Origin of the sequence: Glycomyces terrestris (genome assembly GCF_003933745.1) — a bacterium.
GTDB classification, from domain to species: Bacteria; Actinomycetota; Actinomycetes; order Mycobacteriales; family Micromonosporaceae; genus Glycomyces; species Glycomyces terrestris.
Genome location: NZ_RSEB01000005.1, coordinates 439,150 through 466,026, shown reverse-complemented (window position 1 = coordinate 466,026; position 26,877 = coordinate 439,150). Strand labels below are relative to the sequence as shown.

24 protein-coding genes are annotated in these 26,877 nt (G+C 71.8%); 17 read left to right on the top strand and 7 right to left on the bottom strand.

Features of this window, described 5'->3' with window-relative positions; all coding sequences use genetic code 11:
• The first annotated feature begins 167 nt into the window (after positions 1-167).
• The 3 genes from EIW28_RS19980 to EIW28_RS19970 all read left to right on the top strand — a co-directional run bounded on the left by EIW28_RS19980 (position 168) and on the right by EIW28_RS19970 (position 5,650).
• Positions 168-641 carry an Lrp/AsnC family transcriptional regulator gene (locus EIW28_RS19980; RefSeq protein ID WP_125249459.1) on the top strand — a complete coding sequence of 158 codons (474 nt, stop codon included), beginning with the start codon at positions 168-170 and terminating at the stop codon, positions 639-641.
• Positions 628-1,707, top strand: coding sequence for an L-cysteine desulfhydrase Cds1 (gene cds1 / locus EIW28_RS19975; RefSeq protein ID WP_125249458.1), 1,080 nt, complete (start codon positions 628-630; stop codon positions 1,705-1,707). The genes EIW28_RS19980 and cds1 overlap by 14 nt, the downstream gene beginning before the upstream one ends.
• Positions 1,708-1,927: 220 nt before the next feature.
• The gene (locus tag EIW28_RS19970; protein WP_158630474.1) at positions 1,928-5,650 is read left to right on the top strand and encodes a rhamnogalacturonan lyase family protein; all 3,723 of its coding nucleotides are present in this window, start codon (positions 1,928-1,930) and stop codon (positions 5,648-5,650) included.
• Positions 5,651-5,693: 43 nt separating this feature from the next.
• Here the strand turns inward: EIW28_RS19970 and EIW28_RS19965 are convergent, their stop codons facing one another.
• The 3 genes from EIW28_RS19965 to EIW28_RS19955 form a co-directional block, all read right to left on the bottom strand.
• Complete coding sequence (locus tag EIW28_RS19965) at positions 5,694-6,635, bottom strand: YihY/virulence factor BrkB family protein (RefSeq protein WP_125249456.1); 942 nt, start codon at positions 6,633-6,635, stop codon at positions 5,694-5,696.
• Between the two features lie 42 nt (positions 6,636-6,677).
• Positions 6,678-7,136, bottom strand: coding sequence for an RrF2 family transcriptional regulator (locus EIW28_RS19960; RefSeq protein ID WP_125249455.1), 459 nt, complete (start codon positions 7,134-7,136; stop codon positions 6,678-6,680).
• A gap of 103 nt (positions 7,137-7,239) precedes the next feature.
• Entirely contained in the window at positions 7,240-7,908 is a 669-nt protein-coding gene (locus EIW28_RS19955; RefSeq protein WP_125249454.1) for a FadR/GntR family transcriptional regulator, read from the bottom strand.
• 291 nt (positions 7,909-8,199) lie between these two features.
• Between EIW28_RS19955 and EIW28_RS19950 the strand changes: the two genes are divergently transcribed.
• The 9 genes from EIW28_RS19950 to EIW28_RS19915 all read left to right on the top strand — a co-directional run bounded on the left by EIW28_RS19950 (position 8,200) and on the right by EIW28_RS19915 (position 17,039).
• On the top strand, positions 8,200-9,609 hold the full coding sequence (locus tag EIW28_RS19950) for an MFS transporter (RefSeq protein WP_232014067.1): 1,410 nt from the start codon (positions 8,200-8,202) through the stop codon (positions 9,607-9,609).
• Entirely contained in the window at positions 9,606-11,537 is a 1,932-nt protein-coding gene (locus EIW28_RS19945) for an acetoacetate--CoA ligase (RefSeq protein WP_232014066.1), read from the top strand. Before EIW28_RS19950 ends, EIW28_RS19945 begins: the two co-directional genes overlap by 4 nt.
• 215 nt (positions 11,538-11,752) lie before the next feature.
• Positions 11,753-12,394: a TrmH family RNA methyltransferase gene (locus EIW28_RS19940; RefSeq protein WP_125249512.1), complete on the top strand. Its 642-nt coding sequence runs from the start codon at positions 11,753-11,755 to the stop codon at positions 12,392-12,394.
• Between the two features lie 321 nt (positions 12,395-12,715).
• Positions 12,716-12,874, top strand: a complete 159-nt coding sequence (locus EIW28_RS24525; protein WP_187350640.1) for a hypothetical protein — start codon at positions 12,716-12,718, stop codon at positions 12,872-12,874.
• A gap of 10 nt (positions 12,875-12,884) precedes the next feature.
• The gene (locus tag EIW28_RS19935; RefSeq protein WP_125249453.1) at positions 12,885-13,721 is read left to right on the top strand and encodes a PH domain-containing protein; all 837 of its coding nucleotides are present in this window, start codon (positions 12,885-12,887) and stop codon (positions 13,719-13,721) included.
• Positions 13,722-13,959: 238 nt separating this feature from the next.
• On the top strand, positions 13,960-14,505 hold the full coding sequence (locus EIW28_RS19930; RefSeq protein WP_197717377.1) for a SigE family RNA polymerase sigma factor: 546 nt from the start codon (positions 13,960-13,962) through the stop codon (positions 14,503-14,505).
• Positions 14,502-15,731 (top strand): hypothetical protein, encoded by a 1,230-nt coding sequence (locus EIW28_RS19925; RefSeq protein WP_125249451.1) that lies wholly within the window; start codon positions 14,502-14,504, stop codon positions 15,729-15,731. The genes EIW28_RS19930 and EIW28_RS19925 overlap by 4 nt, the downstream gene beginning before the upstream one ends.
• A gap of 96 nt (positions 15,732-15,827) precedes the next feature.
• On the top strand, positions 15,828-16,460 hold the full coding sequence (locus EIW28_RS19920) for a MarC family protein (RefSeq protein ID WP_232014064.1): 633 nt from the start codon (positions 15,828-15,830) through the stop codon (positions 16,458-16,460).
• Between the two features lie 24 nt (positions 16,461-16,484).
• On the top strand, positions 16,485-17,039 hold the full coding sequence (locus EIW28_RS19915; protein WP_125249450.1) for a hypothetical protein: 555 nt from the start codon (positions 16,485-16,487) through the stop codon (positions 17,037-17,039).
• Positions 17,040-17,086: 47 nt separating this feature from the next.
• Here the strand turns inward: EIW28_RS19915 and EIW28_RS19910 are convergent, their stop codons facing one another.
• Together EIW28_RS19910 and EIW28_RS19905 are read right to left on the bottom strand one after the other, a co-directional pair.
• The gene (locus EIW28_RS19910) at positions 17,087-17,317 is read right to left on the bottom strand and encodes a hypothetical protein (protein WP_125249449.1); all 231 of its coding nucleotides are present in this window, start codon (positions 17,315-17,317) and stop codon (positions 17,087-17,089) included.
• Between the two features lie 99 nt (positions 17,318-17,416).
• Complete coding sequence (locus EIW28_RS19905; RefSeq protein WP_232014063.1) at positions 17,417-19,021, bottom strand: DEAD/DEAH box helicase; 1,605 nt, start codon at positions 19,019-19,021, stop codon at positions 17,417-17,419.
• A gap of 369 nt (positions 19,022-19,390) precedes the next feature.
• Between EIW28_RS19905 and EIW28_RS19900 the strand changes: the two genes are divergently transcribed.
• The 5 genes from EIW28_RS19900 (at position 19,391) to hpf (ending at position 24,580) form a co-directional block, all read left to right on the top strand.
• Positions 19,391-20,074 (top strand): ferritin-like fold-containing protein, encoded by a 684-nt coding sequence (locus EIW28_RS19900; protein WP_197717376.1) that lies wholly within the window; start codon positions 19,391-19,393, stop codon positions 20,072-20,074.
• Between the two features lie 115 nt (positions 20,075-20,189).
• A complete protein-coding gene (locus EIW28_RS19895) occupies positions 20,190-21,467 on the top strand; it encodes an efflux RND transporter periplasmic adaptor subunit (RefSeq protein WP_125249447.1) in 1,278 nt (425 codons plus the stop codon).
• Entirely contained in the window at positions 21,467-22,840 is a 1,374-nt protein-coding gene (locus tag EIW28_RS19890) for an ABC transporter permease (protein ID WP_125249446.1), read from the top strand. Before EIW28_RS19895 ends, EIW28_RS19890 begins: the two co-directional genes overlap by 1 nt.
• A 16-nt stretch (positions 22,841-22,856) precedes the next feature.
• Entirely contained in the window at positions 22,857-23,504 is a 648-nt protein-coding gene (locus EIW28_RS19885; protein WP_125249445.1) for a ComF family protein, read from the top strand.
• A 401-nt stretch (positions 23,505-23,905) separates the two neighbouring features.
• Positions 23,906-24,580: a ribosome hibernation-promoting factor, HPF/YfiA family gene (hpf, locus tag EIW28_RS19880; RefSeq protein ID WP_125249444.1), complete on the top strand. Its 675-nt coding sequence runs from the start codon at positions 23,906-23,908 to the stop codon at positions 24,578-24,580.
• A gap of 62 nt (positions 24,581-24,642) precedes the next feature.
• Here hpf and EIW28_RS19875 read toward each other — a convergent pair whose 3' ends face one another.
• Together EIW28_RS19875 and EIW28_RS19870 are read right to left on the bottom strand one after the other, a co-directional pair.
• Entirely contained in the window at positions 24,643-25,797 is a 1,155-nt protein-coding gene (locus EIW28_RS19875) for an Ig-like domain-containing protein (RefSeq protein WP_125249443.1), read from the bottom strand.
• 76 nt (positions 25,798-25,873) lie between these two features.
• The gene (locus EIW28_RS19870) at positions 25,874-26,842 is read right to left on the bottom strand and encodes a GNAT family N-acetyltransferase (RefSeq protein WP_125249442.1); all 969 of its coding nucleotides are present in this window, start codon (positions 26,840-26,842) and stop codon (positions 25,874-25,876) included.
• Positions 26,843-26,877 lie beyond the last annotated feature (35 nt).

The following is a 26,877-nucleotide window of genomic DNA, read 5'->3' as shown; positions in this document are numbered from 1 at the left end:
TCAGTCAAACCTGCCATGAGTTCTTGGACATACTTTCGGTCGGTAGGTATTGCCTGAACGTACCACGCGTATGTCAACGGCGCTCTGAGCTGATTCCGGCGCTCTAGGAGTTTGCGGGGATGAGGTAGGCACAGGACCCAAGCGGTAACTCCCGTTATCCTCGTCTAGTGGACGAGATCGACCGGACCATCGTGAACCTGCTGCGCGCCGACGGGCGCACCTCCTACGCCGAACTGGCGCGCAGGGTCGGTCTCACCGCGCCTTCGGTGCAGGACCGGGTGGTCAAACTCGAGCGCAACGGCGTCATCGCCGGCTACAAGGCGGTCATCGACTCCGAGGCGATCGGGCTCGGCATCACCGCCCTCATCGGCATCATTCCCGACAATTCGGCGGACCACCAGGACATCTGCGAACGCCTCCGCGCCATTCCGCAGATCGAGTCGTGCTATTTCCTCGCCGGCGTCGAGTGCTACCAGCTCAAGGTCCGCGTCCCCAAGATGGCCGACCTCGAACGCCTGATCCACCGCGTCGGCGCGATCCCCGGCGTCGCCCAGACCCGCACCACCATCACCCTCTCGACCAAATGGGAGGACCGGCAGCAGCCGATCCCCATGGACGGGGACGACCATGGAGTCGATTGACCGCACCCGCGACCGCGGCTGGACCGACTGGGCGATCACCACTGTGGAGGCCGACGCGAACCGCTCGGCCGACACCCACCTGCTGCCCTTCCCCCTCCCGCCCGAATGGGGCGTGGACCTCTACCTGAAGGACGAGTCGGCCCACCCGACCGGCTCGCTCAAGCACCGCCTCGCCCGCTCGCTGTTCCTGTACGCGATCTGCAACGGCTGGATCGACGAGGGCACCCCCGTCATCGAGGCGTCCAGCGGCTCGACCGCCGTGAGCGAGGCGTACTTCGCGCGGATGCTCGGCCTGCCGTTCACCGCCGTCATGCCCGAGTCCACCAGCCGCGCCAAGATCCGCCAGATCGAGTTCTACGGCGGCAAGGCCCACCTGGTGCGCGACGCCGCCGCCGTCTGCGCGGAGGCCGAGCGCCTCGCCGCCGAGACCGGCGGCCACTTCATGGACCAGTTCACCTACGCCGAGCGGGCCACCGACTGGCGCGGGAACAACAACATCGCCGAGTCCGTGTTCGAGCAGATGCGCCTGGAGCGCCACCCCGTTCCGGCCTGGATCGTGGTCGGCGCCGGCACCGGCGGCACCTCGGCCACCATCGGCCGCTACGTGCGCTACCGCCGCCACGCCACGCACCTGTGCGTCGTCGACCCCGAGCACTCGGCGTTCTTCGCCGGCTGGCGCGACGGCGACCCGGAGGCGGTGAGCGCCCGCGGCTCGCGCATCGAGGGCATCGGGCGGCCGCGCGTGGAGCCCTCCTTCATCCCCGGCCTCGTCGACCGGATGGTCAAAGTGGACGACGCCGAGTCGATCGCGTGCCTGCGCTGGGCCTCGCAGCGGCTCGGGCGGCCCCTCGGCGGCTCCACCGGCACGAACCTGGTCGCCGCCCTCGCCCTCATCGCCGAGATGCGCGACGCCGGGCGCGGCGGCAGCGTCGTCACCCTCCTGTGCGACTCGGGCCAGCGCTACGCCACCACCTACTTCAACGACGAGTGGCTCGCCGAGCAGGGCATCGACCTCGCCGCCGCCGAGGCGCGGCTCGCCCCGCTCCTGCCCGCCGGGTCCGCCTAGACCCGCGGCGGGCCTGCCCGGCTTCGGGCCGTGAGCCCGGACCCCGCGACCAGGCGCGAGGCCCGACAGGTATCGACATGTATTGACTTTCTCCGATCCACTCGGTACCGTCCCGGAAGTAGTAAACGCTTGCCCCGCCGTCTCCCGCACGATTGAAACGATTCATTCAGGTGCGCCGGGCGAGCACCCTCCTCTCACTACGGAAGTGAACATGAGGCCCATGACTCCTCGACCCCCCTGGCGCCGCGCGGCGGCGCTCGTCGCGGCCGGCGCGACCGCCCTCGCCGGCGTCCTCTCGGCGGGCTCCCCGTCCCAGGCCCAGGACGACGACGGCATCACCGTCTACCTCGCCTCCGACTCCACCGTCCAGACCTACGACCCCTACTGGGAGCCGCAGGCCGGGTGGGGCCAGGTGATCGACCGCTACTTCGACGAGGAGGTCACCATCGCGAACCACGCGATCGGCGGCCGCTCCTCGCGCTCCTTCATCGAGCAGGGCCGCCTCGACGCCATCCTGGACGAGATCCAGCCCGGCGACTACCTCTTCGTCCAGTTCGGGCACAACGACGCCACCGCCTCGGTCCCCGAGCGGTACACCCCGCCCGAGGACTACAAGACCTACCTGCGCGACCACTACATCGCGGGCGCGATCGCCAAGGGCGCCATCCCGGTCCTCGTGACCCCCGTGTCGCGGCGCAGCTTCGATGCCGGGACCGGCGAGTTCAACACGTCCTTCCCCGAGTACGTGCAGAAGGTCCACGAGCTCCACGAGGAGACCGGCGTCGCCATGGTCGACCTCTCGGCCTCCTCCCGCGCCTACCTGAACGAGATCGGCCCCGAAGAGGCCAAGTCGGTGTTCCTGCACGTCCCCGCGGGCGTCTACCCGAACCGGCCCAACGGCACCGCCGACGACACCCACTTCCAGGAGTACGGCGCCATCCAGATGGCCCGGCTCGTCGCCGAGGAGACCGCGACCCTGGGACTCCCCTTGAGCGAGCACGTGGTCGACGTCGCGCCCCCGGCCGACGTCCCGGCCGCGCCCACCGGCCTGACCGCCGCCGTGATCGCCAACGCCAGCGTCACCCTCACCTGGACCGACCAGGACGACGCCGACATCTACCGCGTCTACGTGCGCGAACCGGGCGGAGAATGGCGCCTCGGCTCCACCGCCACCGTCGGCACCGGCCGCGTCTCCGGCCTCGCCGAGGAGACCGCCTACGAGTTCGCCGTGGCCGCCGTCAACGGCCGCGGCGAGTCCGCCCACTCCGAGACGCTCCAGGTCACGACCGCGACCGCCGGCTTCAAGTACGACTTCGGGCCCGCGAGCCAGACCGTGGCCCCCGGCTACACCGAGGTCAACCGCGGCACCGCGTACACCGCCGAGCGCGGCTACGGCTTCACCACGGACATGACCAGCGCGATCGACCGCGACCGCGGCGTCGCGGCCGACCCGGTCGGCAGCGACTTCGTGGCCTGGTTCGGCGGGAGCTACGAGTTCGCGGTCGACGTCGCCGACGGCCTCTACACCGCGCGCGTCTTCACCGGCGACTACATCGGCTCCGCCCGCTCCAACCTCGCGTTCGAGGGCGTCGACTACGGCGCCGCGAACGCCGCCTCGCGGTCGGTCCTCACCAAGGACTTCGAGGGCATCGTCGTCGAGGACGGCCGGCTCGACGTCACCGTCTCCGGCCAGACCGGGCACCTGAACGGCCTGGAGCTCACCAGGATCGGCGACGTCCCCGGCTCCGGCGGCGAAGGCCCCGACGAGCCGTGCGCCGACTGCGCCGAGCGGGTCGAGAGCCTTGACCGCGCGCCGGTCGCCGTCGCCGTCGAGGACGGGAACTACGTCTCCTGGCGCAGCCTCGCGAACGACCCGGCGGGCACCGCGTTCAACGTCTACCGCGACGGCCGGCTCCTCACGCCCGAGCCCACCGCGCTGACGAACCTCACCGACGCCGGCGGCACCGCCAACTCCACCTACTGGATCGCGACCGTCGCCGAAGGCGTCGAGACCGGGTACACCGCGGCGTTCACGGTGTGGGGCGACCAGTACGTCGACGTCGACATGCAGCGCCCCGCCGGCGGCACCACCCCCGACGGCGTCGCCTACACGTACGCGCCCACCGACGCCACCGTGGCCGACCTCGACGGCGACGGCGCCGTGGAGCTCGTCCAGAAGTGGGACCCCTCGAACGCGAAGGACAACTCCCACAGCGGCTACACCGGGAACGTCTACGTCGACGCGTACACGCTCGCCGGGGAGCTGCTGTGGCGCATCGACCTCGGCCGCAACATCCGCGCCGGGGCCCACTACACGCAGCTCGTCGCCTACGACCTCGACTCCGACGGCCGGGCCGAGGTGGCGCTCAAGACCGCCGACGGCACCGTCGACGGCGAAGGGGCCGTGATCGGCGACGCCGACGCGGACTGGCGCAACGCCTCCGGCCGCATCCTCGAAGGCCCGGAGTTCCTCACGGTCTTCAACGGCCAGACCGGCGCCGCCATGGAGACGGTCGACTTCTCCCCGGCGCGCGGCGACATCTGCTCGTGGGGCGACTGCTACGGCAACCGCGGCGACCGGCTCATGGCCGCCGTCGCCTACCTCGACGGCGTCCACCCGTCCCTCATCACCAACCGCGGCATCTACGCCAAGACCGAGATCACCGCCTGGGACTGGGACGGCGACAACCTGCCCAAGCGCTGGACCTTCAGCTCCGACCGCTGGGGCGGCGCCTACGCCGGCCAGGGCAACCACAACCTGTCCGTGGCCGATGTGGACGGCGACGGGCGCGACGAGATCGTGTTCGGCGCCATGACGATCAACGACGACGGCACCCCGCTGTACTCGACGCGCCTGGGCCACGGCGACGCCCTCCACGTCTCCGACTTCGACCCGTCGAACGAGGGCCTGGAGATCTTCAGCCCCTTCGAGTGTATGAGCTGCTCGGGCGACCGCGCCGCGGTCTTCCGCGACGCCGACACCGCCGAGCTCCTCTGGTCGGTCCCGGGCACCCGCGACACCGGGCGCGGCGCCTGCGGCGACATCGACCCCGCCTACCCCGGGGCCGAGTGCTGGACCGTGTCGACCACGGGCGCATGGAACTCCCGCGAAGGCGCGCTGCACGCGGCCGACGGCACCCTCATCGGGAACACGATCCCCTCCGCGAACTTCATGGTCTGGTGGGACGGCGACCTCGGCCGCGAGATCCTCGACCACGTCTTCGACGAGCCGAACTACACGCCGCTGTACCCGTTCATCGCCGAATGGGACCCCGCGACCGGGACCCAGGAGGAGATCTTCACCCCCGAAGGGGTCCACACCAACAACGGCACCAAGGGCAACCCGGTCCTCAGCGCCGACCTCCTCGGCGACTGGCGCGAGGAGGTGGTCCTCCGCAAGGAGTCCAACGACGGCGTGCGGATCTTCACCACCACCATCCCGACCGAGCACGCGCTCCCGACCCTCATGCACGACCCGCAGTACCGCCTCGCGGTCTCCTGGCAGAACGTCTCGTACAACCAGCCGCCGTGGCCGAGCTACTTCATCGGCTACGACATGGCGGCCCCCGACCACGAGGCCGTCGCCTACGGGCCGACCCGCGACGCGGCCGCCGCGCCGTACGCCGCGGCCTCCTGCGAGGTCGACTACCGGGTCGCCGCCGACTGGGACACCGGCTTCGTCGTCCAGATCAAGGTGACCAACACCGGCGACGCGGACATCGACGAGTGGGACCTGCGCTGGAGGTCCGGCGGCGTCGAGTCCGTCCAGCACGACTGGGGCGGCGAGATCGCGATCGACGGCGGGGCCATGGCGGCCGACCCGGCGTTCTGGAACTTCCCGCTCAAGCCCGGCCAGACGAGGCAGATCGGCTTCCAGGGCACCGGCGACCCGCACGACCCGGGCATGTTCCTCATGAACGGGCGCGTCTGCGCCGTCGCCTAGGCGCACCGCGACACCGGCGGCCCGGGCGCGAGCGCCCGGGCCGTCAGCCGTCGTCGTCGACGCGCCGGTGCTCCCCGGTCCCGAACAGCCGCCCGGCCCCGTTCGGGATCGCGGCCCGCTCGTACAGGTCGATCGCCTTGCCGCGCAAGGATGTCGCCGTCCACGCCGCGGCCGCCAGGAGCATCACGTTGAACAGGTACAGGAACAGGAGGAGGCCGACCGCGGTCGTCACCGCCTGGTAGGCCGGCCGGTCGGAGACGTGCAGCACGTAGATGCGCCCCACGGTCTTGAGCAGCTCCATCCCGACCGACACCGCGATCGACACCCACACCACCCGGCGCGGCAGCATCACCACGCGCGGGAGCGCCTGGAGCAGCACCGCCGCCAGGAGCGCGTTCGCGATGAGGCCCACCAGGACCGAGACCGCGCGCACCGGCAGCGCCAGGTTCCCGGTCGCCTCGTCCCAGTCCAGCCACGCGAGCACGAACTCCGCGCCCGCGGTCGCGCCGATCGTGATGAGCAGCAGGATCGAGACGCCGATGAGGATCGCCAGGTCGATCGCCCACCGCAGGAACGGGTTCCCCGGCTGCGCGTCCAGCCCCCACACCAGCCGGATCGAGGCCCGCACCGACTGCACCCACGCCACGCCGGCCACCACCAGCGCCACCGCGGCGAAGATCGTCACCGAGCGCCGCGAGCTCTCCAGGACCCCGATGTCGATCACCGGCAGGTTCGTCGACAGCCACTGCTCCACGGACCGGTAGATGTCGGGGAAGTTCAGCAGGTAGCCGAAGATCGCCAGCGCCAGGAGCGACATCGAGAACGCCGCGAAGAACGCGTAGTAGGAGATGGCGGCCGCGAGCTGGCCGCAGTGGACCTCGCCGTAGCGCTCGCCCGCGCGCCAGGCGTGGTCGACCAGGTTGGACCGCGTCCGCATGGACAGCAGCGTCCGGTCCCACCAGGCCCCCAGGTCAGGGATCTTCACGCCCCGATTCTGGCAGAGCCGGTGCGGGCGCGGGGCGCTTGGTCAGTCGCGGATGACCCAGGCGTCCGGGTCTTCGAGGAGCTTCGTCACCGAGGTGGGCAGGTCGTCGCCGGCGACCGCGGCGAGCGAGACGGACTCGAGGATGTTCCGCTCGGAGACGCGCAGGGCGATCCACACGTTCGTGAGCGCGGCCGCGGTCCCGGTGTAGGCGACCTGCTCGGGGCGCTCGCCGCGGACGCCGACGAGGGGGCCGTCCACGGCCCGGATGACGTCGGCGAGGCTGATCTGGTCGCCGGACCTGGCGAGCTGGTGGCCGCCCTCGGAGCCGCGCTTGGAGGTGGCGATGCCGCCGCGGCGCAGCTGGAGCAGGATCGACTCGAGGAACTTGCGCGGAATCCCCTGGTCCTCGGCGATCTGCTCGGCCGACACCCACCGGTCCCCGTATCCGGCCAGGGCCACGGCGGCGCGCAGGGCGTAGTCGACGCGGGCGGACAGGCGCATTGGGGCTCCTCTCGGTGCCGGTCGTTCGAACGGCAGTGTCGACTCTATCTCCCGGTCCGTCGCCTTCCCGCGGTTCGCGGGGCGGCTGTGAAGTTCAGGGCGATCAGTCGTCCACGAGCAGCCGGAGGTACGCGGCGGTCTCGGCCGCGGCGAGGTCGGCGTCCCCGGCGATGATCGCCTCGATCGCGCGGGTGTGGTCGATGTGGGGCTCCTCGGCCAGGTTCGGCCCCAGGCCGGCGCGGACGGTCTCGCGCAGCGAGTCGGCCAGCTCGGAGTAGAGCTCGGCGAGGAGCTTGTTGTGGCTGGCCTCGGCCACGGCCTGGTGGAGGGCGATGTCGGCCGCTATGAACGCCTCGGTGTCGTTGACCTCGTGCGTGGCCTCGCGCTCGGACAGGAGGATGCGCAGGCGGGTGATGTCGGCTTCGTCGCGGCGGTGGGCGGCGAGGCGGGCGGCCTCGACCTCGAGGCCGCGGCGGACCTCCATCGCGTCGGAGGCCGGGCTGGCGGCGATGCGGCGGCGCACGGCCGCGGTGACCTCGCTGCGGCCGACCACGAACGTCCCGGCGCCCTGCCGGATCTCCAGGAGTCCGGCGTGGGCGAGCGCGCGGACGCCTTCGCGGATGGTGTTGCGGCCGACGCCGAGGAGCTCGGCGAGTTCGCTCTCGGTCGGGATGCGCGATCCGAGGCCCCACTCGCCGTCGCTGATCTGCTGCCGCAGCTGCTCGATCACCTGATCGACGAGGGCGGACTTGCGTGTCGACTGCAATGCCACTGGCGGACCTGACCTTCCGGATCGCTGCCATGGCTTGCGGGGGCCCGCCATGGGGGGTGCGTGTTTCCTGACACTAGGAGGATTAAAGCAGACAGCCGTCGCGATACCGTTGACAGGCCGTCAATTCATCCTATGAATTGTCTCGATTCTATCCCGGCTGCCGAGGACCCTGCCCGGCCTGCCGTGAATCGGTTCAGCCTCGACGCCCCGGCACTCCTCCCGGCGGCTTGGACAGCGATTGCCGGCACCTGCCTACCGTGAACACCCCGGCCTCGGAAGGAGCCGTCCTCCGTGACGACCGATGCCACCGCCCACGCGCGCCCCGGCGACGCCGCCGAGCACCCCGTCCCCCCGCCCGCGGCCGAGATCGCCGCCCCGGACCCCGCAGCGGGCCCCGCGGCGACGCCCGCGGGCCGTCAGTTTGCATGGCTCCTGGTCGCCGGCGTCGTCCTCGCCGCCTTCAACTTCCGCACCGCCGTCACCAGCGTCGGCGCGATCCTCGCCGAACTGCGCGGGGGCCTCGGCATGTCCGAGACCGTCGCCGGGCTCCTCACCACCCTCCCGGTGCTCGCGTTCGCCGGCCTCGGCGCGCTCGCCCCGCGCCTGGCCCGCCGCTTCGGGCCCCGGGCGCTGCTCACCGGCGCGCTCCTGGCGATGAGCGCCGGCCTCGTCGCCCGCGCGTACGCCCCGAACACCGCCCTGTTCCTGCTGTTCAGCCTGTTCGCGCTGGCCGCGGGCGCGATCGGGAACGTCGCGGTCCCGGTCATCGTGAAGCGCTACTTCCCCGACCGCATCGGGGTCATGACCACCGCGTACTCGACGACGCTCGCGGTCGGCACCGCCGTCGCCGCCGCGGCCACGGCCCCGATCGAGCACCTGGCCGGCGACTGGCGGCTCGCGCTCGCCGCGTGGGCGCTGCCCGCGCTCGTCGCGATCGTCCCGTGGCTGCTGTGGCGGCCGGCCCCGGCCGCACCCGGCGCCCAGCCGGTCGCGCACCTCGACGGCGCCCGCCGCTCGCGCCTGGCGTGGACGATGCTCCTCCTCTTCGGCGCGCAGTCGGCGATCGCGTACATCCTCATGGGCTGGACGACGACGATCCTCGCGGCCGACGGCATGTCCGCGGCCGCGGCCGGCTCGATGCTCGGCCTGCTCACGATGGTGCAGATCCCCGTGTCGGTCGTCGTCCCGATCCTCACCGTCCGCTGGGGCCCGCGCCCGACGTTCCTGGTGCTCATGGCCTGCTACCCGCCCGCGATCGCGGGCCTGTGGCTGGCCGGCGGCGGCCCGCTCACGTGGTTGTGGATGGTGCTGTTCGGCATCGGCACCTCGGTGTTCCCGCTGATCCTGACCCTGTTCGGGCTGCGCGCCCGCACCCCGGCCGGGACCAGCGCGCTGTCCTCCTTCGCGCAGTCGGGCGGCTACCTGCTCGCCGGGGCCGGACCGCTCGCGGTCGGCTGGGTCTACGGCCTCACCGCGTCCTGGACGGTCCCGTTCACGCTGCTCGCCGTCCTGGCGGTCGTCCTGTTCCTCTCCGGCCTGTACGTCACGCGCGAGCGGTACATCGAGGACGAACTGCCCCAGGCGAAAACGGGCTTATCGACGAAAGCGCGCAAACGATCCCCCGCGGGCGGGCCGAAACCCGAACCGTGCCACGATAGTGCCGTGGACCACAGTGCGGTGGAGACCGGGAGGCGATCGTGACCAGCGAGGTGTTGTGGCTGCCGCGCCCTGACGCGGTGGAGTCGACGAACATCGGGCGCTTCGGCCAGTGGCTGTCGCGCCGGGAGGAGCGCGACCTCACCTCCTATCCGGCGCTGTGGCGGTACTCGGTCGAGCACCTGCGCCCGTTCTGGGGCGCGGTGTGGGAGTACTTCGGCCTCGGCGCCACCGTCCCGGAGCACCGGGTGCTCGCCGACGAGGCCATGCCGGACACGGTGTGGTTCCCCGACGAGACCTTCAACTACGCGCGCGCGGTCCTCACCGCCCCCGGCGTCGCCGAGGACGACGTGCTCGTGCGCGCCTACTCCGACACCCGCGAGCCGGTCGAGTGGACCCTTGCGGAGCTGCGCGAGGCCGTCGCCCGCGCCCGCGCCGGGCTCGTGGCCCACGGGGTGCGCCGCGGCGACCGGGTCGCGGCCTGGATGCCGAACATCCCCGAGACGTTCGCGCTCATGCTCGCCGCCGCGAGCCTCGGCGCGGTCTTCTCCAGTTGCGCCCCCGAGTTCGGCGCCAAGGCCGTGCTCGACCGCTTCGCGCAGATCGAGCCGAAGGTCCTCGTCGCCGTCGACGGCTACCGGTACGGCCCCAAGTCGGTCGACCGCACCGAGGACGTGCGCCGCGTCGTGCGCGGCCTCGAAGGGCTCGGCTCGCTCGTGATGCTCCCGTACCTCGACCCGGAGGCCGCCGTCGACGGCGAGCCCTGGGACCGGTTCTGCGCCTACGACGAGGGCGTGGCGTTCGAGGCGCTCACCTTCGACCACCCGCTCTACATCCTGTACTCCTCGGGCACCACGGGCCTGCCGAAGGCGATCGTGCACTCCCACGGCGGCATGGCGATCGAGCACGCGAAGATGCACTCGCTCCACCACGACCTCGGGGTCGGGGACCGCTTCTTCTGGTACTCCACGACCGGCTGGATGATGTGGAACTACCTGGTGTCCGCGCCGATCGTGGGCGCCGGCGTGGTCCTGTTCGACGGGATGCCCGACCCGGCCGGCATGTGGCGCCTCGCCGAGGTGTCGGGCACCACCTTCTTCGGCACGAGCGCGCCGTTCCTCATGGCCTGCCGCGCCCGCGGCATCAAGCCGTCCGAGGAGGCCGACCTCTCCCGCCTGCGCGGCATCGGCTCCACCGGCGCCCCGCTCCCGGCCGTCGGCTTCGACTACGTGTACGAGTCGGTCAGCGCGACCGCGCAGCTCCAGTCGCTCTCGGGCGGCACCGACCTGTGCACCGGCTTCGTCGGCGGCGCCCCCACGGTCCCGGTCTGGCGCGGCGAGCTCTCCTGCCGGTGCCTGGGCGCCGACGTCCAGTCCTTCGACCCCGAGGGCCGCCCCGGGATCGGCCGCGAGGGCGAGCTCGTCATCGCCTCCCCGATGCCGTCGATGCCGGTGGGCCTGTGGGGCGACCCGCTCAAGCACCGCTACCGCGACACCTACCTCACCGACTTCCCGGGCATCTGGCGCCACGGCGACTGGATCACCATCACCGAGCGCGGCTCCGCGGTCATCTCCGGCCGCTCGGACGCGACCCTGAACCGCGGCGGCGTGCGCATGGGCACCGCCGAGTTCTACGCCGTCGTCGAGGCCGTCGAGGGCGTGGCCGACTCCCTCGTGGTCCACCTCGACGACGCCGACAAGGACCGGCTGCTGCTGTTCGTGGCCCTGAAGGAGGGCGCGACGCTCGACGACGACCTGCGCCGGCGCCTCCTGTCGGCGCTGCGCGAGCAGCTCTCGCCCCGGCACGTGCCCGACGAGGTCCGCCAGGTCCCCGAGATCCCGCGCACCCTGTCCGGCAAGAAGGTCGAGGTCCCCGTCAAGAAGATCCTCAAAGGCGTCCGGCCCGACGAGGCCGTCGCCCGCGACGCCCTCGCCAACCCCGACGCGCTCCGCGCGTTCCTGGCCGCGCGCTGAGACGAGTGGAAATCGGAGTGACGTGGGGCCACTGATACCCCGTTTTCCTTCTGCGGCAAGGGAATTCAAATGGGTGTGTGCCCGATCGCAGCCGTGTGGTCGTTAGTATGTTTCGTGTCGCCCCGGTCGGTTTCCCCCGTAGCCGCCGGGGCGGCGCCATGCCCCGCGCACTCCCGCTCCCGGGCCCCGGCCCCCGCGTGCCGCGCTGTGCTCCAATGGTCGGCGTGAACGAAGAGGACGCCATGGAGGTCGGGGTCGGCCCCTGGGAGGGACCGCTCCCGCAGGACGAGCGCTACGACCCGGACCTGCTGCGCGGAGGCGACCGCCGCAACGTGGTCGACCGCTACCGCTACTGGACCCGCGAGGCGATCGTGGCCGACCTCGACGAGCGCCGCCACGACTTCCACGTGGCGATCGAGAACTGGCAGCACGACTTCAACATCGGCACCGTCGTGCGCAACGCGAACGCCTTCCTCGCGAAGACCGTCCACATCGTCGGCAAGCGCCGCTGGAACCGCCGCGGTGCGATGGTCACCGACCGCTACCAGCACGTCGAGCACCACGCCACCGTCGAGGACTTCACCGCCTGGGCCCGCGCCGAGGGCCTCGCCGTCGTCGGCGTCGACAACCTGCCCGGCTCGGTCCCGATCGAGACGGCCTCCTTGCCGCGCAAGGCCGTCCTCGTCTTCGGCCAGGAGGGCCCCGGCCTGTCCGGGCCGGTGCGCGAGGCGTGCGCCATGGTCTGCTCGATCACCCAGTTCGGATCGACGCGCTCGATCAACGCCGGCGTCGCCAGCGGGATCGCCATGCACGCGTGGGTGAGGGAACACGTGTTCGGACAGCGCCCCTCCTCCTGACTCCTGATCGTGCAGTGTCGGATACCTGACGCTTCCCTGGGGTCGGCGGGGGCGATGCGCCTACATTGAGCCAAGGGAACGTGACTTGGGGTAAGCTCGCCGGTGTCACAAACGAATAGGTTATTCCGCTGGTAGATAGGCGGAGTCGGGCGAAAGTGGAACGATGTCGTTACACTGGCCCCCGACGATCGGCCCCTCGGCTCGCGCCTCCGGGGCCAGTCGCAAAACTGAAAGCCGAGTCATGCTCGTACGGTAGACTCGTGCCAGCCTGCGCCAGACGAACGTTCGGCCAGGACCCTTTGACGGGAGGGGTGAGGAATGGTGAAGAAGATTCTGACTTGGGGCGGGCTCGCGTTCCTGGTTTTCTTTGTTGCCTTCAGGCCGGATGAAGCCAGCGGGGTCGTAGGATCGCTCGCCGGCGGAATCCTCGATGCCGCAAACGGTTTCGCAGCGTTCTTCACGAACCTGGTGACTGGATGACGGTCGCACCATGACCGATTCCGGTGCAGGCGGCTCGGGGGACAAGAAGGACACCGAGCCGCTGGAACCTCCCAGCCCCCGCGCCCCCTCCGACGGCCCCGCCCCGGGAGCCGAGTCCCCCACGCGCGAGTTCCAGTTCCCGCCCGGCGTCGCCGCCCCGGGAGCCCCCGCGTCCGCGGCCGCCGACATCGACGGCGTCCGCTTCGACGACAGCCCCGCCGGGGGCCTGCTCTCCGGTGTGCGCGCCCCCGCCGTCCCCGACGTCCCGTCCCCGATCTCCGCCCGCTACCTCTTCCCGACCGAGAAGTACCGCGGCGAGTGGCGCCGCCACTGGGTGCACCTCATGCCCTGGTACATCATCGGCACCCTCGCGACCTTCATCATGGGCCTCGCCTCCGGCATGCTCACGAAGTGGGACAACGAGAACCGCGACACGGCCCTGTCCGTCACCGTCATCGTCTGGCTGCTGATCCTCGGCTTCGTCGGCTGGAAGATCCTCGACTGGTACATGGACCGGTTCATCCTCACCAACAAGCGGATCATGCTGATCCAGGGGGTCATCACCCGCTCGGTCGCCATGATGCCGCTCGGCCGCGTCACCGACATGAAGTACTCGCAGACGCCGATGGGCCGCATGCTCAACTACGGCGAGTTCATCATCGAGTCCGCCGGCCAGGACCAGGCGCTGCGGAACGTCCCGCACCTGCCGAACCCGAACGAGCTCTACCTCCAGATGTGCGAGGAGATGTACGAGCCCGAGGCCGTCGACGAGCGCATGGCCGAACCCGAGGAGGACCTCATCCCCGAAGAGGAGCCCGCCGCGCCCGCCAAGGCCGAGGGCGCCTGACCCGTCGCCGCACCCGCACCCGCCGGCCCGCGCCGGCGGGTGCGCCGCGTCCCGGCCCGGAGACGGGCGACTCGTGGCATGAATCCGGGAGGCGGCGGGTTGCACCTACTTCGTATACTCGCCTTTGCACCAGCCCTCGGTTGCCGATGACACCCATCTTTTGGCAGAATTCCGCCCTACGGGGCAACTTTCCACCGGGGGTATGTCGTCTGTTGTTCGGACCCCCCCAGGGAGACGCGTGAGCGAGGTCAAATCGTCTCAGGACGAGGAGTTCCGCGAGTACGTGGCGGCGCGCTCAGCCGCGCTGCACCGTGCGGCGTATCTCCTGACGGGCAACTGGGCTACAGCGGAGGACCTGGTGCAGACGACGTTGACGAAGACCTACCTGGCGTGGAGCCGGATCAGGACGACTGATTCGATCGACGCCTACGCCCGCCGCATCCTCTACAACACGAACGCCTCCTGGTGGCGCAAGCGGTCCAACCGCGAGAAGCCCACCGAGGTCTTCGAGGACCGGGCCGACCTCTCCCGCGACTTCACCGAGCACTCCGCCGTCCGCGACGCCATGTGGCGCCACATCACGGCCCTCCCCAAGCGCCAGCGCGCGGTCCTCGTCCTCCGCTACTACGAGAACCGCTCCGACGCCCAGATCGCCGAGATCCTCGGCATCTCGATCGGCACCGTCAAGAGCCAGGCGTCCCGCGCGCTCGCGGGGATGCGCAAGCGGCTCGGCACGCCCGCGTCCGCGCTCGGCGTCGCCATGGAACCGAGGGAGGCTGCGTGAACGGGGACATCGAGGCCCTCCTGCGCAGCGGGTTGGCCGAGCAGGCCGAGCGCGCCCCGGCGACGGTCGACGACCCGGCCCTGGCCGACCTCGCCATCGCCGGCGCGCACCGCATCCGGCGCCGCCGGCGCGTGGCCGCGGCCGCGAGCGGCGCCGGCCTCCTCGTGCTCGGCGCGGGCGCGTTCGTGCTCCACCCGCTCCTGAAGGGCGACGACCAGGCCCCGAGCGCCGCCGACACGACCACCGCCGAGGTCCGCAACGAGCTCGGCATGGAGTTCGTGGTCCAGGACGGCGACGGCGCCTACCAGGTCATCAACGAGGACGGCGACCGCGTCGACCTGATGACGCAGCAGGCGGCGGACTCCGCCCAGGTGCTGCCGCTCGAGGACGCCTCGCAGGAGGTCTGGCGCCTCGAGGAGGGCTACCTCGTCGTGTCGCACGCCGCGCAGACGACCGAGCTCATGACCCTCGACGGGACCGAGAGCATCGCCATGGCCTGGCCGTCGGACTCGACGTACAACGTGGTCAACGGGGCCGCGACCGAGTTCGCGATGGTGACCCCGAACGCGGAGGTCACCGAGGAGGACTACGAGATCACCAGCGCGCTGATCTCCGGCGAGGCGACGACGACCCAGTTCACCACCAGTTTCGAGCTGACCCTGAACGACTGGAGCGACTCGACCACCGTGTTCACGGCGGACCTGTGGTCCACGACCGCGGGCGAGTCGAAGACCTGGCACTTCGACGAGCAGTACGACTGGAACCTGGCCTCGGTGGGCCAGGCCGGGTACGAGTCCGCGGTGATCGTGGACCACTCCAACCCGACGTTCGTCTGCGTGGCGGACCTCGAACCGGGCGGCGGACTGGCGCAGGTCGGCGAGGACTGCGGCGAGTCCGGCTCGGAGTTCGTCCAGACCTCGCTGTTGGAGGCCTCGGGCGACGAGGAGGCGGTCGGCCTCGTGGACGCCGCCGTCGCCAAACTGTCGGGCACGACCGACAGCATGTTCACCACTCCTGAAGCCGCCGACCTGGGGGAGTACGAGGACCGGTTCTACCAGGCCGACTACATCCAGTACGACCCGTCGGGGCGCTGGGAGCTGAGCTACAGCCGCGGCGACGCCACCTGGATCCTGGTGGACTACACCGGATCCGAGCCGGCCGTCTCGATGCTGACGCCCCCGGCGGGCGCGGTCGGGCCGGTGCTCGACTTCCGGCCCCCGGAGTGACCGGGGTGAGGGGCGGCGTGACGCCCCGCTGAGCCCCACGTAACACGAGGCGCCGAATCCGCGGCTGTGACCTGGCGGACTTGACATACTCGCTGCGTGGGTGGACTCGAATACTTGCTGACCGTGATGGTGACGCTCTTCGTCATCATGGACCCGCCCGGCATCGTGCCGATCTATCTGGCCCTGACCGGGACGATGGACAAGCGCGAGCGGAACCGGGCCGCGCTCCAGGCGACCCTGCTGTCGCTGGGCGTGATCTCGCTGTTCGCGCTGCTCGGGCAGCAGATCATCTCGTACCTCCACATCGACCTCGCCGCGCTCCAGGGCGCCGGCGGGCTCCTGCTGCTCCTGGTCGCCCTCCAGCTCCTCACGGGGAAGGCCGACGACCCGAACGAGGCGGCGACGTCGAACATCGCGCTCGTGCCGCTGGGGACCCCGCTCCTGGCCGGGCCGGGCGCGATCGTGGCGGTGATCCTGTTCGTGCAGCAGGCGCCGTCCTCTGGGGACTACCTGTGGATCGCGCTCGCGATCGTGGTGATCCACTTCCTGATCTACCTGGTGATGCGGTTCTCGGGGCTGCTGGTGAAGATCCTGCGGCGCGGCGGCATCGAGGTCCTGACGCGCATCGCGGGCGTGCTGCTGGCCGCGATCGCGGTGCAGCTCATCGCCGACGCCGTCATGAGCTACGTCGAACTCTTCGAAAGTTCTGCCGGTGCTTCCGCCTGGTGATCACTTTAGGGTTCAATAAACCCTATGACGACGATTCTCGACCTGCCGCTGCACCCGCTGGCGGTGCACGCGCCGATCATCCTGGTGGGCCTGCTCGCGATCCTGGGCGCCGGCTACCTGTTCATCCCCCCGCTGCGCCAGCGGGTCGGCTGGGCCGTGGCGGTCCTGGTGCTCCTCGCCCCCGCGTCCGCGTACGGCTCGATCTTCGCCGGCCAGCAGCTGGCGGACTACCTGTACCCCGACGGCTGGCCCGACGCGGTCCGGCAGCACCACGACTACGGCTACTGGCTCCTGTGGACGCTCGTGGCCCTGATCCCCGTGTGGTTCCTGTTCGCCGGCCTCGACCGCGGCCGCCGCGCCGCGCTGCTCCGCAACGGCGACGCCCCGAAGCCCGCCCGCTCGGAGGACGGCGAGGCCCCGGCGGCGTCCTCCGACGACCCGGCCGCGACCGGCCGCAGGATCATCATGTTCGTCATCGGCGCGATCGCCCTCGGGCTCCTGGTCCTGGCCGCCTGGCTGCTGTTCAAGGCCGGGCACACGGGCGCCGAGATGGTGTGGGGCGGCACCGTCCAGTCCTGAGCCGGGACGAGCGAGGGCCCCGCCGCGCGGCGGGGCCCTTCGCGCGCTCAGAAGTCGACGAGCCCGATGATGAGCACGGTGAACATCGCGGCGACGGCGACCAGCGTCATCCACTGCGTCACCAGCCGCGCCCGCTGCTCGGCCGCGTCGATCGCGGCGTGGTCCTGCGGCGGCATCCGCCGCGGCTCACCGGGCAGCGCCACGGCCTCGACCCGCCACCCGGGCGGCGGCGGCACGTTCACCGGCGGACCGGTGTAGGGCTCCTCGCTGTCGCTCATGACGGAAGCGTAGCGCCGGGCGCGGAGCGGATATGACCAGACGCCGCGGGTGGTGTCGCCTCGATCGAGGCGACACCACCCGCGGCGTCGTTCGTTCGCCTAGTCCTGGCTCGGGGCCTGGCGGTCGTTGCCGCCCGTGGGGCGGCGACGGCGGCGGCGCCGGCGGGCCGGGGCGTCGCCGTCGGCGGCGGGCTCGGTGCGCTGGGCCGGGACCTCCTGGCGCTGCGCCTCGCGCGGCGCGGCGTCCTCGTCCGTGCGGATGCGGCGGCGCTGGCGGCTGCGGGGCGCCTCGGCGGCGCCCTGGTCGGCCTCGGCGCGGGACTCGCCGCCGCGGCCGGCGCCGCGACCGCGGTCGCTCTCGCCGCGCCCTCGACCCCGTCCGCGGGGACCGCGGCCGCGGCCCTTCTTGCGGGGCTCGCCCTCGACGTCCTCCTCGCGCTCGGCGCTCAGGCCGTCGCGCTTGCGGAGCTCGCTCGGGAGCGCCGGCGGGGCGCCCTCGGGGATGTCCAGGTCGGTGTAGAGGTGCTCGGAGGTGTGGTACGTCTCCTGCGGCTCGCCGAGGTCGAGGCTGTTCGCCTTGACGATGATCTTCCAGCGGGGCAGGTCCTCCCACGTCAGGAACGTGACGGCGATGCCGGTCGCGCCCGCGCGGCCGGTGCGGCCGATGCGGTGGACGTACGTCTCGGCCTCTTCGGGCGCGTCGAAGTTGATCACGTGCGTGATGTCGGGGACGTCGATGCCGCGCGCGGCCACGTCGGTGGCGACGAGCACGTCGATCTTCCCGGAGCGGAAGGCCCGCAGGGCCCGCTCGCGCGCGTTCTGGCCCAGGTCGCCGTGGACCGACCCGACCGCGAAGCCGCGGAAGTCGAGCTCGTCGGCGAGCTTCTGCGCGGCGCGCTTGGTGCGGCAGAACATGATCGTCAGGCCTCGGCCGTTCGCCTGGAGGATCCGGGCGGCGACCTCGACCTTGTTCATCGCGTGGGTCATGTAGACCAGCTGCCGGGTGTTGTTCGCGGCCTCGAGGTCCGGGGCGCTCACGTCGGCCGCCACGGTGATCGGGCGGTTCATGTGCCGGCGCGACAGCGACATGATCGTGTCGGGCATCGTCGCCGAGAACAGCATCGTCTGGCGCTGCTCGGGGAGCAGCTTGAGGATCTTCTCGACGTCCTCGGAGAAGCCGAGGTCGAGCATGCGGTCGGCCTCGTCGAGCACGCAGTGCGCGATCGCGTCCAGCTTGATGTGCTTGGACTTGTAGAGGTCGAGCAGGCGCCCGGGGGTGCCGACGATGATGTCGACGCCCGCCTTCAGCGCCTCGACCTGGGGCTCGTAGGCGCGGCCGCCGTAGATCGGCAGGACCCGGATCGAGCGGGTCTTGCCCGCGTCCTCGAGGTCGCGGGCCACCTGGAGGCCCAGCTCGCGCGTCGGGACCAGGATCAGCGCCTGCGGCTTGCCACTGGCGCCCTCCTCGGCGGAGGTGATCCGGTCGATGATCGGCAGGCCGAACCCGAAGGTCTTGCCGGTGCCCGTGGGGGCGCGGCCGATGATGTCGGAGCCCCGCAGGGCGATGGGGATCGCGTACTCCTGGATCGCGAAGGCCCGCTCGATGCCAAGCGCCGCAAGCGCTTCGACGGTCTCTTCCCGAATGCCCAGGGCCGCGAAAGTCGGCCCGTCGTTCTGGGGCCGGTCGTTGTTCACTTCGTTCACTCTGTTCACCTCGTGGCGGAGGACGTCACCAGATCCGGGGAACTCGGCGCCACATCATGTCTCGTTACACAGCGGCGACGACCGCCGGATTCGGTGAGTCGCCGCTTCGCAGGAGCGGCCCGGTGCAGAAACCGGTACCGCTTGAGGACCGGCTGATACAGGGATGCCCCGTTCGGGGCCGCGGTCCTTCCCCTCCATCCTACGCGCTCCCGCCACCATCGTCTCGGCGCGCCGTTCCCCGGCGAGGCGCGCGGCGGACCCGCCCACCCGAATCCGCCCCTTCTGGCCTGCGAAGACGCGCCTCAGCGCCCGATCCGCGAAGGCCACGCGAAGGCGAGGGCCGCATCCGTCCAGTGGTAACCTGCCCCAGTGTCCGAGACTCCTGATCCCGACTTGACCCCGGCCCCGGCGCCGGAGGCCCCCAGCCGCGAGGCCGTCGTCGAACTCCTTGGGCTGCTTGCCCTCGGGGAGCTGCTCGCGTTCGAGCGCATGGTCTTCGACGCCCGCCTCGCCCCCGACCTCGGCCGGCGCGCCGCCCTCTCGGAGGCGGCCGTGGGTGAGATTCGCAACTACCGCCTCATCGCCGACCGGCTCACCGCCCTCGGCGCGGACCCCGCCGAGGCCATGGCGCCCTTCCGCGAGGCGTTCCGCTCCTTCGACGCCTCCACCTCGCCCCGCGACTGGCTCGAGGCGCTGGTGAAGGTCTACCTCGGCGACGCCGTCGCCGACGACTTCTTCCGCGCCGTCTCCTCGAGCCTCGAGGACGCCGACCGCGAGGTCATCGAGACCGTCCTCGCCGAGAACGGCGCCGCCGACCTCGCCGCCGCCGAGATCCGCGCCGCCGTCGAGGCCGACGAGTCCGTCACCGGCCGCCTCTCGCTGTGGGCCCGCCGCCTCGTCGGCGAGGGCATCAACCGCGCCCAGGGCGTGGCCGCCGCCAACGAGCGGCTCACCGGCATCATCGTCGGCGACGGCGGCACCCTCGACGCGCTCCTGCGCCGCCTCACCCGCGCCCACCAGGACCGCATGAAGTCCGTCGGCCTGAACAACTGAGCGTCCCGTAACCGCTCCCGTACGGCGAACGCAAGTCTCGTTACCGAATCGAGACGAAACGGCCGCAACTGGATCCTCCGCTCCACGCGTCTTCGGGGCGGAGGAGGACTTCAACATGCGGCTCACGAAAAGCCATGTCGTCAGCGGGGTGCTCGCGCTGGCGCTGCTCGGGGCGACGGCCACCGCCTGGTACTTCGCTGCGCAGGCCCGGACCCCGGCCCAGCGGGCCGAGGAGACCGAGGAACCCGACGACAGCATCATCACCGTGCCGGTCGACCAGGAGCAACTGGTCGACACGATCGACTTCGACGCGGTCCTCGACCGCACCGGCGACTTCAACGTCCCCGCGCCGAGCGCCCCCGAGGGGATCGAGACCGCCCTGGCCTCGGACATCCCCGTCGAGGTCGGCGACGAGGTCAAGGCCGGGACGGTGCTCCTGGAGGTGTCCGGCCGGCCCATGATCGCGCTCGAAGGCGAGGTCCCGGCCTACCGCGACCTCACCGAGGGCGACACCGGGCCCGACGTCGAGCAGCTCCAGCTGGCGCTCCAGCAGATCTACGGCACCCCGAAGACCGGCACGTTCGACGCGCGCACGGTCGCGGACCTGAAGAAGCTCTACGACCACGCCGGCTACGACCACGCGACCACCACCGAGGAGGTCGAGTCCGAGGAGCCCGAGGGCGAGGGCGACACCGGGGCCGGCGACGAGGGCGCCGAGGGCGACGAGAACACCGGCGGCGCCCAGGTCGACACCGTCGAGCGGGTGGTCCTGCCCGCCTCGGAGGTCGTGTTCCTGCCGGACCTGCCGATGCAGGTCTCCAAGATCAACGCGCAGCAGTCCGCGCCCGTCACCGCCGACCAGCCGGTCATGGTCCTCGCCTCCGGCGACTGGAAGCTCGAGGCCAAGCTCGACGAGGAGACCGCCACCGAGCTGAGCAAGCTCGGCGACGACGCCGAGCTCGAGTACGGCGACGGCCCCATGGAGGGCCAGGAGGTCGGCGGCTGGGACCTCGAGGTCCGCGAGGAGGCCGGCGAGACCGACGAGTGGACCGGTGAGGAGGGCGAGCCCGTCGAGGTGACGTACGCCGTCTTCGAGTTCGACGCCGAGGCGATCGAGGGCCTCGAGGACCTCGCGCCCGGCGAGGAGCAGGAGGTCACGCTCGTGCGGGCCCGCTCCGCCGAGGACGCCCTCATCGTGCCGCTCTCGGCACTGTGGACGGACAGCGACGACCGGACCATGATCACCGTCCTCGGCGAGGACGGCGAGGAGCGCCACGTCGAGGTCGACGTGACCCTCCGCCACGAGGGCCGCGGCGTCGTCGTGCCCGTCGAGGGCGAGCTCGCCGTCGGCGACGAGGTCGTGATCGCCTGGCGCGACCGGGAGAACGGCTGATGGCCCGCAAGCCCCGCCGGCCCGAGACCGACACCGAGCTGCTGGAGTACGTCTCCACCGAGGACGGTCCCGGCGCGGACGGCGGCGAGGGCGGCGACGGGCCGCGGGGCCGCAGGGCGCGGCGCGCCGCCGCGCGGGCCGCGAGGGCCGAGCGCCGCGCCGAACCGGACGCCGTCCCGAAGGTCAAGGGCCGCTTCGGAGTCCGCAGCATGGGCATCGCCTACGAGGCGTTCCAGTCCCTGCGCGGGCGCTCGATGCGCACCTGGATGACCGCGATCGGCATCGCCCTCGGCATCGCCGCCACGGTCGCCACCGTCGGGCTCTCGTCCACCTCGGCCGCCGCGATCGCCGAGCGCTTCGACGCGACCGAGGCCACCCAGGTCACCGTCTCGTTCTCCGACAACATGCGCGACGCCGGGTACGCGCCGACCCTCGAGTCCTCCCAGCGGGTCCGCGACATCAAGGGCGTCGTCGACGCCGGGATCGTGTGCGCCTCCGGCCAGGACCTCGCCGCCTCCCGCACCGAGGAGCAGGACTACGTCCGCGAGGTCCCCGTCTTCGGCATGGAGCCCGGCGCGATGGGCGCGTACGGCTTCGAGTTCACGATGGGCGCCGCCTTCGACGAGGGCCACGTCGCCCGCGGCGACCAGGTCGCCGTCGTCGACGAGTCCGCCGCTCGCGACCTGGGCTACAACTCGCTCCAAGGCGGCCCGATGATCTACATCGGCGGCGAGGAGTACGCGCTCGTCGGCGTCTACCGGGCCCCCGAGGGCGAGGCCAAGCTCACCGGCGCCGTGATCATCCCGCCGGTCCCGTGCCTGGAGGCCGACGCCGACTACGGGCCCGCGCAGGTCTACATCCGCACCGACCTCGGCGCCGCCGACAAGGTCGCCGACACCGCCCCGACCGCGGTCTTCCCCGAAGGCCCCGACAACCTGTCCGTGTCCAAGCCCCCGGACCTGAGCGACTTCCGCAAGGGCGTCGAGAACGAGATGCAGGCCCTCCTGCTCGGCCTCGCGGCCGTCTCGCTCGTCATCGGCGCCGTCTCGGTCTCCAACACCGCGCTCGTCTCGGTCATGGAGCGCCGCAGCGAGATCGGCCTGCGCCGCGCCGTCGGCGCCGCCCGCCGCGCGGTGGCGATGCAGTTCGTCTGGGAGTCCACGCTCATCGGCCTCATCGGCGGCCTCGTCGGCACCGTCCTCGGCGTGAACGTCACCGCGGTCGTCTCCCTCTACCGGGACTGGCAGATCGTGTTCGAGCCGATGCTGTTCGCCGCCGGGCCCGTCATCGGGGCCGTCGTCGGCGTCGTCGCCGGGGTCTACCCCGCCTGGCGCGCCAGCCGCATCCCGCCGGCGGTCACCCTGAGGACCTGATCCTCGTTAGACCGGCGTGAACCTCATCGAGGACGCCCGGGACCTGTTCCTGCCCGCCGCCTGCGCCCCCTGCCGGAGCGCCCGGGCGGCGGGCGGCGGCGTCTGGCGGGGCCTGTGCCCCGACTGCGCCGCCGAGCTGCGGGCCCTGCGCCCCCGCCTGGCCGCACCGCTGCACGCCGCGCCGCCCACGGTCGCCGCCGGGCCCTACGCCGGGGCGCTCGCCGAAGCGCTCAACGAGTACAAGGAGCGCGCCCGCCGCGAACTCGCCCCCGCCCTCGGCGCGCTCCTCGCCGGCGCGCTCGCCGTCGTCGCACCCGAGGCCCCCGGCGCGGTCCTCGTCCCCGTCCCGCCCACCGCCGCGGCCCGCCGCGCCCGCGGCTTCGACCACGTCGCCGCCGCCTGCGCGGGCCTCGGCGACCTCCGCCCGTGCCTGCGCGCCCGCCCCCGCCCCGACTCCGTCGGCCTCACCCCCGCCCAGCGCCGCGAGGCCGCCGAACGCAGCCTCCGCACCTCCCGCCGCGTCCGCGCCCTGGCCGCCGCCGGCCGGCCCGCGGTCCTCGTCGACGACGTCGTGACCACCGGCGCCACCCTCGCCGCGGCCGCCCGGGCCCTGCGCGCCGCCGGCGTCGCCGTCCCGGCCGCGATCGTGCTCGCCGCGGCGTGAGGCGGACGCGAGGGGTTTGCGCGACGCCGGAGGGGTGAACCCCCGTCCGTGTCGTGTAGGCGACAGCCCGATCGGAGGGTTCGAGCGTGAATGCGAAGAGTTATCTCGGTTCCCCCTGATTCCATGCGGAGCGGGCCGCTCGCATTGGAGAATTCCGGTAGCCGAAGGGTCGACTTTCGGTGACCGAAGGGTTAGTCTCGAAATCTCAGATCGGTAACGAGACGGCAGAGGCCAGTTGGCCCAAAGGTGAACGCCCCCTTGAGGGTAGGCGTCCCACCCCGCGCCGTCGTGTCCGTGAAGGGAGGAGTGCCATCCGCCGTACCGGATCTTCGGCTCCGGACCCAGCACACGCAACTACGTCAGCATCGCCGCAGCAGGGGATGCACCTGGGAGGTTCAGAGGTGGACATCGTCGTCAAGGGCCGCAACGTGGAGGTTCCCGACCACTACCGCGAGCTCGTCGAGGAGAAGATCGAAGGCAAGATCGCCAAGTACCTCGCCCGCTACGACGGGCAGGCGATCAGGATCGACGTCGAGCTCTATCACGAGCCCAACCCCCGCCAGGCCGACCACGCCCAGCGCGTCGAGATCACGGCCCGCACCAAGGGCGCCGTCATCCGCGCCGAGGCGTGCGCGGGGGACTTCCGGTCCGCGTTCGAACTGGCCGTCACCAAGCTCGGCCACCAGCTCCGCAAGACCTCCGACCGCAAGCGCGTCAGCCGCGGCGGCACCAAGGCCCCGATCTCGGTGGCCGAGGCCACCGCGAACGGCGGCGGCCGCATCCCGACCGGCGGCACCCTCCTGGCCGAGCCCGGCCTCGAGGCCAAGGCCGCCACGGCCCGCTTCATCTCCGAGGACGTCGACCACTTCGACGGCCTCGTCGAGGACCACCTGCCGGGCCGGATCGTGCGCGAGAAGATCCACCCGGGGGAGCCGATGACCGTCGACGACGCCCTCCAGAACATGGAGCTCGTCGGCCACGACTTCTACCTGTTCCACGACAAGGAGACCGGCCGCCCGTCCGTCGTGTACCGGCGCCGCGCCTTCGACTACGGCCTGCTCAGGCTCGACCTCTAGGACGACCGCCGGCGTGCGGAAGGGGCCCGGGCGATCCGCCCGGGCCCCTTCCCGCGTCTCGTTCAGGCCTCCAGGGCCGAGCCGGACTTCCAGTCCTCCCAGGACATGATCCAGAAGCCCCAGCCGTTGTCCCACGGCATCTCGCGCGGGGAGCCGCTGACGTCGACCGGGTCGCCGCGCTGGGCGATCCCGTAGAACCACTCGGCGTCGGAGTCGCTGGCGTTCAGGCAGCCGTGCGAGAGGTTCGCCGAGCCGAGGCTCCCGTTCCACGGCGCGCCGTGGACGAACTCGCCGGAGGCGTTGATGCGCGTGGCCCACTTGACGTCGGTCGAGTAGTAGCCCTCGTCGCCCTCCTGGCGGCCGGGCGAGACCATCGTCTTGTCCGCGAACTTCTCCATGACCAGGTGCACGCCGGTGGCGGTGTAGTACTCCCACTCCTCGCCGGACCCGCCGGAGATCGGGATCTCCTTCTCCACCTCGCCGTCGAACTTCACGGTCATGGTGTGGGTCTCGAGGTCGGCGTGCGACTCCTGGGCGCGGCCGATCTCCATGACGGACTCGTGGTTCTCGTCGCCCCACACGTCGCCGCCGAGGAAGACGCCCTCGAAGTTCGCCGTGAAGGTGACCTTCTGGTACGGCTGCCAGTACTCCTTGGTCCGGTAGATCACCTGGGAGTCGCTGATCCAGTGCCAGGCGCCCTCGTGGCCGTGCTCGGACTCGACCTTGAGGTTCTTCTCGACCTCGGCGCGGTCGGGCGCGTCCTCGGTGAAGAACACGATGATCGGCGCGCCGATGCCGACCGTCTCGCCCTCGACGATCGGGGTCACGTCGGCCACGGCGAAGCCGCTGCCCTCGCGCCGCTGCGTGGAGAAGGTCTGCTCGAACTCGGTCACGGTGCCGTCGGAGCTGACGGCCTTCGCGACGACGGTGTGGACGGAGCCCGCGTCGAGCACGCCGCTGGAGGTCCACGTGGTCAGGTCCTCGGCGAACTCGCCCTCGATGGTCTTGGAGCGGTCGGAGGTGACGTTGACCTCTTCGAGGATGCCGTCCACCACCGACAGGTTGAACGGCTGGGCGGGGTCGTGGTCGTCGACGGCGTCCATCGACACCACGGGCACGATCGGGGCAGGCGTGAACGTCCCCTGCTGGGGTTCCGCGCACGCGGCCAGCGGCAGCAGCGACGTCGCCGAGGCAGCGACGAAGGTCCGGCGTTTCAAAGGGGGTTCCTCCACAAAGAGAAGCGACGCGATAACTATATCCTCGACGCCCGGCCCCACCCTTGGGGTTGCACCCTCAGTCGCTGCTCAACACAGCCCACACCAACGTGTCGCGGCGCCGGCCCGCCAGCGTCGGCAGCCCGCCGCGCTCCACGCCCTCGAGCCGGAAGCCCGCGCGGCGCAGCACCGCCTGCGAGGCGGTGTTGTGCAGGTCGGTCCCGGCCCACACCCGGTCCAGTCCGACCTCGTGGAACGCCCACTGCCGCACCAGGTTCACGGCCCGGGTCGCGTAGCCGCGGCCGCGGACCGAGGCGCGCAGGTCGTAGCCGATCATGCCGGTGCCGACGACCCGCGCCACGTCGTAGAGCCCGATGGTGCCCTGGTAGCCGGTGCCGTCGTCGATGACCATGAGCGCGCTGCGCCCGCGCAGCCAGTCGACCGCGGCCCGCCACTCGCACATCTCGCGGGCCTCGGCGGGGCTCGGCGGCAGCGGCAGCGCCGCCCCCGCGTACACGTCGGGGCTGGAGCGGTGGCGCAGGTGCGCCTCGTAGTCGCCGGGCGCGAGCGGCCGCAGGGACACCACGCCGTCGGTGAGGCTCCCGCCCGGCAGGTCCGGCAGCACCCGCGGCGCGGGGCCGGCGCCGTCGCCCGGCAGCAGGCCCAGCGTCAGCGCCTCGGTGCCGTCCCAGGCGGCGCCGCGGGCGATCCCGCCGTCGGGCCGGAAGCCCGCGCGCATCGCGGTGCGGATCGCGGCCTGGTCGCGCACGGGCGGGCGGGCCTCGAGCCGGCGCGCCCCGGACCGGAAGGCGACCGGGGCCGCCGCTCGCAGCATCGCCGCCGCCAGGTGCTTGCCGCGCCGCTCGGGCGCGACCCAGTACCGGACGCCGGTGACGCCGGCCCCCTCGAAGGCCAGGGCGCCCCAGACCGCCTCGCCCTCGGGCGGGACCGCGACGGCGCCGGGCGCGAATCCGCAGTCCACAGTCGTCTCTGGATCGGCCGGACGCAGCACGAACGCCGTCGTCTCGACGGGTTCGAAGAATTGCACGTCCCCAGACAAGCAGGCCGGGCGCGGTGCGTCAA